The sequence below is a fragment of the uncultured Allobosea sp. genome (assembly GCF_945957345.1).
Taxonomy (GTDB): domain Bacteria; phylum Pseudomonadota; class Alphaproteobacteria; order Rhizobiales; family Beijerinckiaceae; genus Allobosea.
Genome location: NZ_CAMFKW010000020.1, coordinates 1 through 13,160 on the forward strand (window position 1 = coordinate 1; position 13,160 = coordinate 13,160).

At 67.2% G+C, this 13,160-nt stretch carries 11 protein-coding genes and 1 pseudogene; 5 read left to right on the plus strand and 7 right to left on the minus strand.

Features of this window, described 5'->3' with window-relative positions:
• From Q0Q36_RS11765 to Q0Q36_RS11775, 3 genes are all read right to left on the minus strand, one after another.
• Positions 1–385: HAS-barrel domain-containing protein (locus tag Q0Q36_RS11765; RefSeq protein ID WP_367187173.1), on the minus strand; the 385-nt coding region annotated here is incomplete at its 3' end.
• A complete protein-coding gene (locus Q0Q36_RS11770; protein WP_293798345.1) occupies positions 385–954 on the minus strand; it encodes a F0F1 ATP synthase subunit delta in 570 nt (189 codons plus the stop codon). The genes Q0Q36_RS11770 and Q0Q36_RS11765, both read right to left, overlap by 1 nt.
• A gap of 208 nt (positions 955–1,162) precedes the next feature.
• Entirely contained in the window at positions 1,163–3,346 is a 2,184-nt protein-coding gene (locus Q0Q36_RS11775; RefSeq protein WP_293798347.1) for a primosomal protein N', read from the minus strand.
• An 89-nt stretch (positions 3,347–3,435) separates the two neighbouring features.
• Here Q0Q36_RS11775 and Q0Q36_RS11780 point away from each other — a divergent pair.
• Together Q0Q36_RS11780 and Q0Q36_RS11785 are read left to right on the plus strand one after the other, a co-directional pair.
• Positions 3,436–4,332 (plus strand): annotated as a pseudogene (locus Q0Q36_RS11780) (tyrosine recombinase XerC); the annotation flags it as partial.
• A 67-nt stretch (positions 4,333–4,399) separates the two neighbouring features.
• Complete coding sequence (locus tag Q0Q36_RS11785; RefSeq protein ID WP_293798350.1) at positions 4,400–4,960, plus strand: DUF4337 domain-containing protein; 561 nt, start codon at positions 4,400–4,402, stop codon at positions 4,958–4,960.
• Positions 4,961–4,973: 13 nt separating this feature from the next.
• On the opposite strand, the gene Q0Q36_RS11790 is transcribed toward Q0Q36_RS11785, so the two are convergent.
• The 4 genes from Q0Q36_RS11790 to Q0Q36_RS11805 are packed head-to-tail and all read right to left on the minus strand — an operon-like array spanning position 4,974 to position 9,115.
• Positions 4,974–5,774 carry an SDR family oxidoreductase gene (locus Q0Q36_RS11790; RefSeq protein ID WP_293798351.1) on the minus strand — a complete coding sequence of 267 codons (801 nt, stop codon included), beginning with the start codon at positions 5,772–5,774 and terminating at the stop codon, positions 4,974–4,976.
• A gap of 23 nt (positions 5,775–5,797) precedes the next feature.
• The gene (locus Q0Q36_RS11795) at positions 5,798–6,658 is read right to left on the minus strand and encodes an ABC transporter permease (RefSeq protein WP_293798353.1); all 861 of its coding nucleotides are present in this window, start codon (positions 6,656–6,658) and stop codon (positions 5,798–5,800) included.
• Positions 6,655–7,599, minus strand: coding sequence for an ABC transporter permease (locus tag Q0Q36_RS11800; RefSeq protein WP_293798355.1), 945 nt, complete (start codon positions 7,597–7,599; stop codon positions 6,655–6,657). Before Q0Q36_RS11800 ends, Q0Q36_RS11795 begins: the two co-directional genes overlap by 4 nt.
• Before the next feature lie 25 nt (positions 7,600–7,624).
• The gene (locus tag Q0Q36_RS11805; protein ID WP_293798356.1) at positions 7,625–9,115 is read right to left on the minus strand and encodes an ABC transporter substrate-binding protein; all 1,491 of its coding nucleotides are present in this window, start codon (positions 9,113–9,115) and stop codon (positions 7,625–7,627) included.
• Between the two features lie 177 nt (positions 9,116–9,292).
• Here Q0Q36_RS11805 and uxaC point away from each other — a divergent pair, with 177 nt between their 5' ends.
• The 3 genes from uxaC (at position 9,293) to Q0Q36_RS11820 (ending at position 13,160) form a co-directional block, all read left to right on the plus strand.
• Complete coding sequence (uxaC, locus tag Q0Q36_RS11810; RefSeq protein WP_293798357.1) at positions 9,293–10,696, plus strand: glucuronate isomerase; 1,404 nt, start codon at positions 9,293–9,295, stop codon at positions 10,694–10,696.
• Entirely contained in the window at positions 10,693–12,162 is a 1,470-nt protein-coding gene (locus Q0Q36_RS11815) for a mannitol dehydrogenase family protein (RefSeq protein WP_293798358.1), read from the plus strand. Before uxaC ends, Q0Q36_RS11815 begins: the two co-directional genes overlap by 4 nt.
• Before the next feature lie 170 nt (positions 12,163–12,332).
• Entirely contained in the window at positions 12,333–13,160 is an 828-nt protein-coding gene (locus Q0Q36_RS11820; RefSeq protein WP_293798359.1) for a transporter substrate-binding domain-containing protein, read from the plus strand.

Below are 13,160 nucleotides of genomic sequence, written 5' to 3' on the forward strand. Positions count from 1 at the left end.
CGCGGGCGCGCTGGGTCGCCTTGATCGGGCCCTTGCCGTCGATCGGGTTGCCGAGAGCGTCGACGACGCGGCCGAGCAGCTCCTTGCCGACGGGAACGTCGACGATGGCGCCGGTGCGCTTGACGGTCTGGCCTTCCTTGATGTCGCGGTCGTTGCCGAAGATCACGACGCCGACATTGTCGCTCTCGAGGTTGAGCGCCATGCCGCGCACGCCGGACTCGAACTCGACCATCTCACCGGCCTGGACCTTGTCGAGGCCGTAGACGCGGGCGATGCCGTCACCGACGGAGAGAACCTGGCCGACTTCGGTAACCGAAGCTTCCGAGCCGAAATTCGAGATCTGAGCCTTCAGGATGGCGGAGATTTCAGCGGGGCGGATGTCCATCAGCCGACCTCTTTCATGGCAAGACGAATTGAATTGAGCTTGGTTTTCAGCGAGGCGTCGACCATGCGGGAGCCCATCTTGACGATGAGCCCGCCGATCAGGGTCGGGTCGATCTTGATCGCGACGTCGACATCCTTGCCGGCGACGCCCTTCAGCGCCGCGCGGATCTCGTCGACGCGCTTGGCCGTGGGCTCCTCGGCGACCGTCACCTCGGCGGAGACGATGCCCTTGGCCTCGGCGACCAGACGCTTGTAGCCGGCAATCATGCCCGGCAGCGCGAAGAGACGGCGCTTGCTGGCGACGAAGCCGATGAAATTGGCGGCGATGCCGGTGATGCCGGCCTTCTCGAGCACGCCCTTGATCGCCGCGACCTGTTCCTCGGCGGTGAAGGCCGGGCTCTCGATCAGGCGGGTCAGATCCTCGCTCTCGGCGAGCAGGCCGTTGAAGCTATCCAGAGCGGCCGCGACGGTGTCGATCGCACCCGTCTCCTCAGCCAGCTCGAACAGAGCGGTGGCATAGCGCTGAGCTACGCCCGACACCAATGTCCCCTGCGATCCGCCTTCAGCCACGCTTCCCGTCTCTCGTTTCAAGGAACCACACCGGCGACCTTCCTGACGAAGGTGGAGTGCATGGTTCCGGCGCTGCGAGTATCAATGGCGCAAAGCCGGCAAGACGACTTCGCGACCGAAATGTGGCGGTGCACTAGCATGTGGTTCCGGGCCGCGCAATCGCTGATTGCCCTTCATAAGCGGCGATTTTGCCGCGCCTTTCAGCGCTTCAAAGGAAGCTTTGCGGATCGACGTCGACCGCGACCCGGACTGAGCCCTTGGGCCGGGGCGCCCGTTTCAGCCAGGCGCGCAGGTAATCCTGCAGGTTGATCTCGCGCGCCGTCTTGACGATCAGGCGCATGCGATGGCGCCCGCGCAGCACCGCCAAGGGCGCTTCCGCCGGCCCCAGCACCATGATTCCGTCGCTCGCCTCGGCCGAGCGCGCCAGCGCCCGCGCATGGCTTTCGGCCTCCGCCTGACTATTGGCCGAGACGATCAGGGCCGCCAATCGCCCGAAAGGCGGCAGCCCGGCAGCCTCTCGCGAGGCCTCCTCTGCGGCATAAAACCGCTCCGGGTCCCCCGAGATCAGGGCTTTCAGCACGGGATGCTCGGGTTCATGCGTCTGAAGCAGGGCGCGACCGGGCTTCTCCCCCCGTCCCGCGCGGCCCGTGACCTGCCTCAGCGCCTGAAACGTCCGCTCGGCGGCCCGCGGATCGCCTGAGGTCAGGCCGAGATCCGCATCGATCACCCCGACCAGCGTCATGCCCGGGAAGTTGTGGCCCTTGGCGACGAGCTGGGTACCGATGACAATGTCGAATTCGCCCTCCGCCACGGCCATCAGCTCCGTCTTCAACCTTTCCGTGCCGCCCGGAAAATCACTGGAGAGCACGATCGAACGCGCCTGTGGAAAAAGCGTCGCGACCTCCTCGGCCAGCCGCTCGACGCCGGGCCCGCAGGCAACAAGGCTCTCGGGTTTGTGGCAGGCGGGGCACTCATGGGGCCGGCGCTCGACATGGCCGCAATGATGGCAGACTAGGGACCGCCGGAAGCGATGGTCGACCAGCCAGGCCGAACAGTTCGGGCACTGGAAGCGATGGCCGCAGTCCCGGCACAGCGTCAGCGGCGCATAGCCGCGCCGGTTGAGGAAGAGCAGCGACTGCTCCTTCGCCTCCAGATTGGCCTCGACCGCCTTGATCAGCGCGCTCGAGAGCCAGCGCCCGCGCTCCGGCTTGTCGCGGCGCAGGTCGACGAGGCCGAGAACAGGCAATTCGCGCCCGCCAAAACGCTCCGGCAGCTTGAGATGGGCATAGCGCCCGCGCTCGGCATTGACGCGGGTCTCTAAGGAAGGTGTCGCGGAAGCGAGCACGACCGGCGCATTTTCGATCCGCCCCCGCACCACCGCCATATCGCGGGCATGATAGGAGACGCCATCCTCCTGCTTGTAGGCGCTCTCATGCTCCTCATCGACGACGATGAGGCCGAGATCGCTATAGGGTAGGAACAGGGCCGAACGCGCGCCCGCCACCACCTTGGCCTCGCCGCTAGCGATCGCCGCCTGCAGCCGCTCGCGCTTGCGGCCGGTCACCGCCGAATGCCACAGGCCCGGCCTGACGCCGAAACGCGCCTCGAAGCGGTCGATGAACTGCGCCGTTAGCGCGATCTCGGGCATCAGGATCAGGCTTTGCCGGCCGAGCCGAATCGCCTCCGCCACCGCCTCGAAATAGACTTCCGTCTTGCCCGAACCGGTTACGCCTTCGAGCAGCGAGACGCCGAAGGTTTTCGCCTGCACCGACCTGACCAGCGCCTGCGCGACTTCGCCCTGCCCTTCCGAGAGCTCGGGCACGGCATGGTCGGGATCGGGCCACGCCGCGATCGCCTCGCGCGGCAAGGGCTCGACGATGAAGGTGCCCGCGTCGACGAGGGAATCGATCACCGCTGCGCTCACTGAAGCTGCCTCGGCCAGCGCCGATTTCGCGATCAGCAAACCGCCCTCTGCTGCCGCGATGGCGCGGGCTCGTGCTGGGGTCATCCGTCCCGGCGGCGGACCTGCGAGCCTGACGCCGAGCTTCGGTCGCTCCGGCGTATCGTCCGGCTGCCGCCGCAGCGCCAAGGCCAGAACCGAGCCCTTGGGCGCCAGCGTGTACCAGGCCACCCAATCGACGAGCTTGCGCAAGGCCGGATCGAGCGGCGGCATGTCGTATTTGCCGGTGACCTTTTTGAGATTGCCGCCGCGCCCGCTGCCGACATCCCAGACGACGCCGACGGTCTCGCGCGGCCCGAGCGGCACCTGCACGACATCTCCGGGCTTGAGCACGAGCCCAGCCGGCACGGCATAGCTATAGGCCTGGTCGAGCCCGAGCGGGATCAGCACATCGACCGTGCCGCCTTCGATCATGTCCGCCGTCTCATCCATCGCGCCAGTGTCTAGCACCGATTCGGCTGGTGTTAAGGCAGGAGCGTCATGCTGCCGCGATGACCGATTTCGATAGCTTCCGGCGCGACTGGCTTTCGCACCTTGCGGCCGAGCGGCGTCTCTCGCCGAAGACGCTGGAAGCCTATGCGCGCGATCTCGGCCAGTTCCACGCCTTCCTCACCGAACATCTCGGCGGCGCGCCCTCCCTTTCCGACATTGCCGCGCTGAAGCCCGTCGACCTGCGCGCCTTCCTGGGTCAGCGCCGTCGCGACAATGTCGGCAACCGCACCTTGATGCGCCAGCTCGCGGCTCTGCGCTCCTTCGCCCGTTTCGGCGAGCGGCAGGGCAAGTTCACTGCCGCCGCCTTCGCCGCGACGCGCGGCCCGCGCCTCGGCAAGTCGCTGCCGCGCCCGCTCGAACCCTCCGCCGCCCGCGCCATCACCCAGGCCGATAACCGTGCCGGCGAAGAGCGAGAGCAATGGATTCTCGCTCGCGACGCCGCCGTGCTCGGCCTGCTCTATGGCAGCGGCCTGCGTATATCGGAGGCGCTCTCGCTCGCCCGCACCCAGGCTCCGCAACAGGCCGGCGATACGCTCACCGTCATCGGCAAGGGCAGCAAGACGCGGATGGTCCCGGTGCTGCCTGTCGTGATCGCGGCGATCGCCGAATATCTCGAGCTCTGTCCCTGGCGGCTGCCGCCGGAGGGCCCGCTTTTCGTCGGCGCCAAAGGCGGCCCGCTCTCGCCGCGCATCATCCAGCTCGCCGTCGAGGGCTTGCGTGGCGCGCTCGGCCTGCCCTCCTCGGCGACGCCGCATTCCCTCCGCCATTCTTTCGCGACGCATCTCTTGGGGCGCGGCGGTGACCTGCGCGCGATACAGGAACTGCTCGGCCACGCCTCGCTCTCGACGACGCAGATCTACACTCGCATCGATTCGGCCCGCCTGATGGCGGCCTATGACGCTGCCCATCCGCGCGCCGGGCGCTGAACGCATCCCTCTTGATGCCGCAACGGAACACCCTCACAAGGCGCCAGCCACCTCAGGGAATGATTCGATGTCGGGACATGTCGAGGCGCCGGAAAGCGGCAACAAGAAGATTGCCCTGCTGATCGCCGTGCTCGCGCTGCTGCTCGCGCTGGCTGAAATCGGCGGCAAGCAGGCAGAGAACGAAGCCGTATCCAAGAACATCGAGGCCTCCAATCTCTGGGCCTTCTTCCAGGCCAAGACGATCCGCGGCACGGTCGTGCGCACTGCGACGGAGGCGATGGAGCTCGACCTCGCCGATACCACTGATGCCGCCGCGCGCGACCGCATGCAAAAGCGCATCGAGGCGTGGAAGGCGACCGCGACCCGCTACGACACCGAGCCCGAAACCAATGAGGGCCGCAAGGAGCTGGCCGCGCGGGCCAAGGCGGCCGAGCAGAAGCGCGACGACTACAAGGCCCGCAACGAGAATTTCGAGATCGCCTCCGGCCTGCTCCAGATCGGCATCGTTGTGGTGTCGGCTTCGATCATCACCGGGGTGACGCTGCTTGCCTTCGTCGGCGGCGGCCTGGGTGCGGTTGCGCTCAGCTTCATGGGCCTCGCGCTCTTCGCGCCGCATCTCCTGTTCTGAGGATCAACGCCCCTCAGTAATGGATCGCCCCGCGGATGCCGCCGCCGCAGGCGATGGCATCGCCATTGATCGCGACGCTGCGCGGCGAGGCCAGGAAGGCGACGATGTCGGCGACCTCGGCCGCATCGACCAGCCGCCCGATCGTGATGTTCGAGATCATCCCGGCCTCGATCTGCGCCGCACTCTTGCCGCTGGCCGCCGCCTTTCCCGCGATCAGGGGCACGGTCTTCTCCGTGCGCGTCAGGCCGGGATGAACGACGGTGACATTGATGCCCTGCGGCCCGAGTTCGTCGGCGAGGTTCTTGGTCAGCGCCGCCACCGCGACATTGCGCATCGAGCCGATGGTCGAGCCGGTCGAGCGTGCCGCGAGCCCGCTGATATTGATGATCCGGCCCCAGCCATTGGCCGCCATATGCGGCGCGGCCTCTCGCGCCACCCGCAGATAGCCCATCACCTTCACGTTCACATCGTCCCAGAACAAGGCGTCGGTGATCTCCGCGAGCTTCGGCGGCGGCGCCTGCCCGCCAGGCTTGCCGGCGGCGTTAACGAGGATGTCGAGCCCACCAAGAGCCGCAACCGCCTCCGCGACGAGGCGCTTTACCGAATCGTCGTTGGCGGTATCCGCGACGATGCCCGTGACCTTTCGCCCAGTCTCGGCGGCAAGCGCTGTGGCCGCGGCATCGAGTTCACCCTGGTTGCGCGCGGCGATGACGAGATCGACGCCTTCCCGCGCGAGCTGTCGGGCGACGGCGAGGCCGATGCCCTTGCTGCCGCCTGTCACCAGTGCGCGCTTGCCTTCGAGCTGCAGATCCATGGCCTGTCCTTCCCTGTGGGGGCCTACCGGGCGCGCCGCAGGCGCGGATCGACCGCGTCGCGCAGGCCGTCGCCCAACAGGTTGAAACCCAGCACGGTCAGCGCGATCGCGGCACCCGGAAAGATCGCAAGCCAGGGCTGCGCCGCCATGAAGGTCTGCGCTTCGTTGAGCATCCGCCCCCAGGACGGGTTCGGCGGCTGGGTGCCCAATCCCAGATAGGACAGCCCCGCCTCGGCCAGCACCGCGAGCGCGAACTGGATCGTCGCCTGCACCACCAGGATGCCGGCGATATTCGGCAGGACATGGCGCACAGTAATCTGCCGGTTGTTGAGCCCCGCCGCCCGCGCCGCCTGGATGAAATCCTGCGCCCAGACCTGCAAGGCCGCCCCACGCGAGAGCCGCGCAAAATAGGGCAGGTTCAGCACCGCGATGGCGACGATCGCGTTGAGCATGCCCGGCCCGATGATCGCGGTCATCATGATCGCGGTCAGCACGGCCGGGAACGCATGGGTGAAATCGGCCGTGCGCATGATGATGTGGTCGAGATAGCCGTTGCGCCGGACGGACGCGGCCAACCCCAGCGCCGTGCCCGCGACCATGCCGATGCCGACCGCGCCCAGCCCCACCGCAAGCGAGTTGCGCGCGCCGACCATGATCATCGAAAACACGTCGCGGCCGAACTGATCGGTGCCGAACCAGTTCACGGCCGAGGGGCCCTTGAGCCGGTTCAGGATCATCATCTGCGTCGGCTGGTAGGGCGTCCAGACGTAAGAAGTCAGCGCCGCCGCGACGACGAGCACAGCCAGCACGGCACCGATCACGAAGGAGGGCGCGAGCCACCAGTGTCGCTTGCCGCCGGGCGCCTTGTCCTGGACCGCGCTCATGACTGCCTCAGGCGCGGATCGATCAGCCCATAGAGCAGTTCGACCGCGAAATTGATCAGGATCGCCAGCCCGGCGAAGAGCATGACGAGATCCTTGACCACGATCAGGTCATGCTGGGCGATGGCCTGGAAGACGAGCCGCCCCAGCCCCGGAAGGGCGAAGACGTTCTCAATGATGATGGCGCCCGCGATCAGGACCGAAAACTGAAGGCCCAGGATGGTGATGACCGGGATCAGCGCGTTGCGCAGCGCATGCCGGCGCATCGTCGTGCCTTCGCTCAGGCCCTTGGCGCGAGCGGTGCGGACGAAATCCTCCTGCAATGTGTCGAGCATCGAGGAGCGCGTCACCCGCGCGATGATCGCCGCCTGCGGCAACGCCAGCGCCAGCGCCGGCATCAGCAGCGCCTTCAGCGAGACACCTATTCCCGCCTGCCAGCCCGGAAAGCCGCCAGCCGGCAGCCAGCCGAGCCCGACCGCGAAGACGAGGACCAACAGGAGGCCGAACCAGAAATTCGGAATGGCGAGACCGGCCTGCGCGAAAGCCATCACGCCGGCATCGGCCAGCCTGCCATGACGCGAGGCAGCGAGCATGCCGAGCGGGATGCCGATCGCCGTGGCCAGCGCGATCGCCATCAGCGCCAGCGGCAGCGTCACCGCCATGCGCTCGGCGATGAGTTGCAGCACCGGGACGCGATAAGTGTAGCTCTGACCGAGGTCGCCGGTGACGAGCCCGCCCAGCCAGATGAAGAAACGCAGCACTGCCGGCTTATCGAGCCCCATCTCGGCATGGAGCGCGGCCAGCGCCTCGGGCGCCGCGTTGAGGCCGAGCGTCACCGCTGCCGGATCGCCCGGCAGGATTTCGAGCACGACGAAGATCACCACCGCCGCCGCGAGCAGGGTCAGGCCCAGCGCGACGAGCCGGCGCAGGATATACCCGATCATGGCGTTCTGGCGCCTGCCGACGCCTTCACCGCCAGCGCAATTCCGCCAGCGGCGTCACCGGCAGCGGCCAGTCGGTCCACATGCCTTCCAGCGCAGCATTCGCCACCGTGATCTTCGGCAGGATGAACAGGAAGCCGTTGACCGCGTCCTGAGCCAGCTTGCGCTGCGCCTGCTTGTAAAGCTCGTTGCGGGCGCCCTCGTCCAGCGTCTCCGAAATCTTGGCGATCAGCGCCTTGAACTCGGGATTCTTGTACTGGAAGTAGTAGCCGTCGCGGGCATAGATATCGATGTCGAGCGGCTCGGTATGGGCGATGATGCTGAGATCGTAATCCTTGTTGCGGAAGACGCGCTCCAGCCATTGCGGGAATTCGAGCGGCTCGATCGCCGCGTTGATGCCGACCTGCGCGAGCATCGCCGCGACGATCTCGCCGGAGCGGCGGGCATAGGATGGCGGCGGCAGCTTCAGCGTGCAATTGAAGCCGTTCGGGAAGCCGGCCTCCGCCAGCAGCGCCTTGGCCTTGGCAGGGTCGTAAGGATAGGTGCCGGTCAGGTCGATATAGGCCGGGTGCAACGGCGAGAAATGGCTGCCGATCAACGGCACGTCGAAGCCGTAGACGCCGAGCGCGATGGTCTTGCGGTCGAGCGCATGGGCGATCGCCTGGCGCACCTTGAGATTGTCGAAGGGCGGCTTGGCATTGTTGGTGGCGAGCACTGTCTCGCCCTCGGTGCCGCCGATTGTGACCTTGAGCTTGGGGTCGGCCTTCAATTGCGGCACGGCCTCCGGCGCCGAGAGATTGGTATGGGCGTCGACATCGCCGGCCCGAAGCGCCGCGACCTGCGCCTGCGGGTCTGACATGAACCGGAAGGTGGCCTTGGCCAAAGCCGGCTTTTCGCCCCAATACCCGTCGAAACGGGCGAGCTCGAGCCGGTCGCCGCGGTTCCAGCGCACGAACTTGAACGGTCCGGTGCCGACCGGCTCGGTCTTGTTGTTGGCGGCTGTCGCCGGCGCCACGATCACCGCATCGCCCCAGGCGAGGCCGAAGAGAAAGTTCGCCGTCGGCTGCTTCAGCTTAATCACCACGGTCGCCGAATCCGGCGTCGTGATCTCGGCGATCGGCGTGAAGAGCTGACGCTGCGCATTGGTCGAATCCGGCGCGACGGCGCGTTCGAACGAGAACTTCACCTGCTCGGCTGTGAAGGGCGTGCCGTCATGGAATTTCGCACGCTGCCGCAGCTTGAAGCTGTAGGTGACGTTGTCGCCAGCGATCTGCCAGCTCTCGGCGAGGCAGGGCTGGATCTTGCCGGTGCGGTCGATCTTGACCAGGCCCTCGAAGATGTTCTGCAGCGTCACCTCGCGAATAGCCTGCGCGGCGCCGGAGGTCGGGTCCAGTGTCGGCGGCTCGAGCGTCTGGGCGATGGTGACGCTGTCCTTCGCCTGGGCCAGCGCGACGACGGGAAGCTGCGCCGCCAGCGCTGCCAGTCCCGCCCCTGCCAGGAGTTCACGCCGCGTCGTCATATCCATCGCTCCGGTGCCGTTGTGGCGCGAGGATGGCGCGGGAAACCCGGCAAACGCAAGCCCGCTTCCGGCACAATCCCCGATGGGCGGAAACCGGCATCTGGCGCACTAGTATACCAGGCAATTGACCCCTGCCGCAGCCGGCTCTAGAGATCGGAACGACCGATGGAGTTGCCCATGCTGTTGCACGACGATCGCCTCTTCCCCGCCGATCCGGTAACGCGCGGCATCGCGCGCCGGCTCTTCGCCACGGTCCGCGATCTGCCGATCATCTCGCCACATGGCCATACCGACCCGCGCTGGTATGCCGAGGACAATGCCTTTCCCGATCCGGCGACCCTCTTCGTCAAGCCGGACCACTACATCTTCCGCATGCTCTATTCGCAGGGCGTCCGGCTGGAAGAGCTCGGCATCAACAGAAAGGATGGCGGTGAGGTCGAGACCGATCCGCGCAAGATCTGGAAGCTCTTCGCCGATCACTGGCACCTATTCCGTGGCACGCCGACGCGGCTCTGGTTCGAGCACGCGGCCTCGACCGTCTTCGGCATCAACGAACGCCTGACGCCTGAGAATGCCGACAAGATCTACGACAGGATCGCCGCCAGGCTGGACGAGCCGGAACTGCGCCCCCGCGCCCTGTTCAAGCGCTTCAACATCGAGGCGATCAGCACGACCGAGGGCGCGCTCGACGATCTGCGCTGGCACGACATGATCAGAAATTCAGGCTGGGATGGCAAGGTCGTCACCGCCTACCGGCCCGACAGCGTCGTCGATCCGGAATTCGAGGGCTTCGCCGACAATCTCGAAAAGCTCGGGGAGCTTACCGGCGAGGATATCGGGTCCTGGACCGGCTACCTCGCCGCCCATCGCAAGCGGCGCGCCTATTTCAAGGAGCGCGGCGCCACCTCCTCCGACCATGGCCATGCCACAGCCCGCACCGCCAATCTCTCGGATGCGGATGCCGAAAAGCTCTATGCCAAAATCCTGAAGGGCAAGGTCTCTGCCAAGGATGCCGACCTGTTCCGCGGCCAGATGCTGACCGAGATGGCCAAGATGAGCCTCGATGACGGGCTCGTCCTGCAAATCCACCCGGGCTCCCATCGCAACCACAACGCGGCGCTGTTTGAGCATTTCGGCCGCGACATGGGCTGCGATATCCCGACCGAGACCAATTATGTCGAGGCGTTGAAGCCGCTGCTCGACGCGGTCGGCAACGAGCGCAACCTCACGGTCATCGCCTTCACGCTGGACGAGACCGCCTATTCGCGCGAACTCGCCCCCCTCGCCGGCCATTATCCCGCGCTGCGGCTCGGGCCGGGCTGGTGGTTCCTCGATGCGCCGGAAGCGATGCTGCGCTTCCGCGAACTCACCACCGAAACGGCCGGCTTCTACAACACCGTCGGCTTCAACGACGACACCCGCGCTTATCTCTCGATCCCTGCCCGGCACGATGTCGCCCGCCGCGTCGACTGCGCCTATCTCGCCAAGCTCGTCGCCGAGCACCGGCTGGAAGAGGACGAGGCAGCGCAAGTCGCCTATGACCTCGCCTATCGCCTCGCCAAGGAGGCGTACAAGCTGTGACCCGCCTCTCCGCCGCCACGCTCGCCGGCCTGCCGGCCTCGGTCCGCCGCCCGGCCTATGACCGCTCGGCGCTCAAGCCCGGCATCGTCCATCTCGGCCTCGGCGCCTTCGCCCGCGGCCACCTCGCCGAGTACACTGAGGACGCGCTGGAGAAACGCTTCGGCGCCTGGGGCATCGTCGGCGCCAGCCTCCAGCGCCCCGATCAGCGCGACCGGCTGAAGCCGCAGGACGGGCTCTACACCTTGCTCAAGCTTGCCCCGGCGGGGCCGGAACTGCGCGTTATCGGCTCGGTGCTCGATGTGCTCGTCGCGCCGGAAAGCCCCTCGGCCCTCATTGCCCGGCTGGCCGCGCCCGAGACCCGCATCGTCTCGCTCACTGTTACCGAGAAGGGCTATTGCCACGATCCGGCGACCGGCAGGCTCAAGGCCGACCATCCCGATATCGTCCATGACCTCGCCAATCCGCAGGCACCGCGTTCGGCCATCGGCATCCTCGTCGCCGGCCTCAAGGCGCGCCGCGATGCGGGGCTGGGGCCGTTCACCGCGCTCTGCTGTGACAATCTCCCCTCCAACGGCCATGTGCTGAGCGGCCTCGTCCGCGATTTCGCGGCGCTCACCGACGACAGGCTGGCCGCCTGGATCGAGGCTAATGGCGCCTTCCCGGCGACGATGGTCGACCGCATCGTACCCGCTACGACCGACGCCGATATCACCGAGGTCACCCGCCTGATCGGCGCCGAGGATGCCGCGCCCGTCATCGGCGAGCCCTTCCGGCAATGGGCGATCGAGGACGTTTTTGCCGATGGCAGGCCCGATTGGCATGCAGTCGGCGCGCAGATGGTCTTGGAGGTCGCGCCCTTCGAGTTCATGAAGTTGCGCATGCTCAACGGCGCGCATTCCTCGCTCGCCTATCTCGGCTATCTCGCCGGCCATGAGACCGTCGCCGAGGCCAGCGGCGATCCCATCCTCGCCCGCTTCCTGCAAGGGCTCTGGGCCGAGATCATCCCGACCGTGCCAGCCCCGCAAGGCGTCGTGCTGACGGATTACGCCAAGGCCCTGCTGACCCGCTTCCAGAACCCGGCCATCCGCCACCGCACCTGGCAGATCGCCATGGACGGCTCGCAGAAGCTGCCGCAGCGCCTGCTCGGGACGATCCGCGAGCGCCTCAAGGCCGGCGCCCCGATCGACCACCTCGCGCTCGGCGTCGCGGCCTGGATGCGCTACGTCACTGGCACCGACGAGAAGGGCGCCGCCATCGACGTGCGCGACCCGCTGGCCGCCGAGCTCAAGAGTCGCACGGAAGCGGCTGGCCGGAATGCCAAGGCGCTGGTCAAGGCACTGACCGGCATCGAGGCGATCTTCGGGGCCGATCTTCCGAGCGACCTTCGGTTTACAAAACCGCTGACCGCTCACCTCGCCTCGCTCCTCGACAAGGGCGCGAAGGCGACGGCGACGAGCTTGGGCTGAGCCTCCGTCGTCATGCTCGCCCTTGTGGCGAGCATCCACGTCTTGGACACGACCTTCGACCAACGAAGACGTGGATGGTCGGGACAGGCCCGACCACGACGTCGAGCATGGCCGCATGTGGGCGGCGTGGCCCCTTGATCCACGCCTCCATCCCACGCCACATAGGCGCGATGCTTCGCGCGCTCGCCCTCGCCGTCTCGCTCCTCACCGTCGCCACGGCGCTGGCGCAGGAGCCCGCACGCATCGCCATTCCCAATCTCTGGGACCCGCGTATCCGGCTCGACCGGCCGGAACCCGGCCCGCCGCGCGTCGTGCGCTTCCTCGCCGATGACGATTATCCGCCCTTCCATTTCGGAGGGCCGGACGGGGCGTTGACCGGCTTTTCGGTCGAGCTCGCTCGCGCCGTCTGCGACAAGCTGGCCTGGACCTGCACGATCCAGCCGCGCCGCTTCGATACGCTGGCCGACTCGCTGGCCGAAGGCCGGGGCGACGTGCTCGCCGCCGCGATGAACCTGACGCCGGCCCTGCGCGAGCGCTTCGCCGCGAGCCATCTCTATTTCCGCGCGCCCGCCCGCTTCATGACCACACGCGGCAACGCCCGGACAGCGCTCGACGGAACAGCTTTGCAAGGAAGGCGCGTCGCAGTCGTCTCCGGCACGGCCCATCAGGCCTTCCTCGAACAGCTCATGCCCTTCGTGCAGCGGCGCGGGAGCGCCAATCTGAACGCCGCGATCGCGGCACTGCGCAGCGGCGAGGCGGAGTATGTCTTCGGCGACGGCGTCGCCCTGTCGCTGGCGCTTGCCGGCAGCGGCGGCGAGTTCGCCTTCTCGGGCGGGCCCTATCTGGAAAGCCGCTATTTCGGCGAGGGCGTCGCCTTCCTGCTGCGCAAGGACGACCCTGCCCTGAAGCGCGCGATCGACTACGCGCTGCAGGGCCTCTGGGACGACGGAACCTATGCCCGCCTCTACCTGCGCTTCTTCCCGGTCAGCCCATACTGA